Origin of the sequence: Brevibacillus sp. MCWH, assembly GCF_013096935.1 — a bacterium.
Classification (GTDB): domain Bacteria; phylum Bacillota; class Bacilli; order Brevibacillales; family Brevibacillaceae; genus Brevibacillus; species Brevibacillus aydinogluensis.
This window is the reverse complement of sequence record NZ_SDLF01000128.1, coordinates 1-480: the sequence shown is the minus strand read 5'-3', so window position 1 is coordinate 480 and position 480 is coordinate 1. Positions and strand designations below refer to the sequence as shown.

At 35.8% G+C, this 480-nt stretch carries 1 protein-coding gene; it reads right to left on the bottom strand.

What is annotated here, in order from left to right:
- Positions 1–480: M23 family metallopeptidase (locus tag ETC00_RS19705; protein WP_171567734.1), on the bottom strand; the 480-nt coding region annotated here is incomplete at both ends.

The window sequence follows — 480 nt, the reverse complement described above, 5'->3', positions numbered from 1 at the left end:
GTTAAATATTGCTCTGCAAGTGATGGTATTTTATTGAATACATTTAGCGATTCTGGCATAAACTCTGGTAATCCACCTAATAATGAAGGTGTCATCATAGAACCTATTTGAATAGAAGCGTCTGAACCTGAAGAATCACCGCTAGCAATAATCTCTGGTTTAAAATTAGGGTCTCCTTTATAACCTTTTAAATAAGCTGTAGGATTAACATCAGTACCGTATCCTGAACGTCTAATTTCATAGTGCAAGTGGCTTCCAGTACTACGACCAGTACTTCCTTCATGTCCAATTACAGTACCAGCTTTAACTTTACTTCCCAAACCTACAGAAATATTGCTTAAATGTGCATAAACGTGTGTTTGCCCATATTCATCTTTTATAGCAACTACTTTACCATAGTTATTATAACCTGTTCCCGGTCTACCCCATCCCGAATATACTACAGTACCATTAGTAAAACTTTTAATAGGTTTACCATAT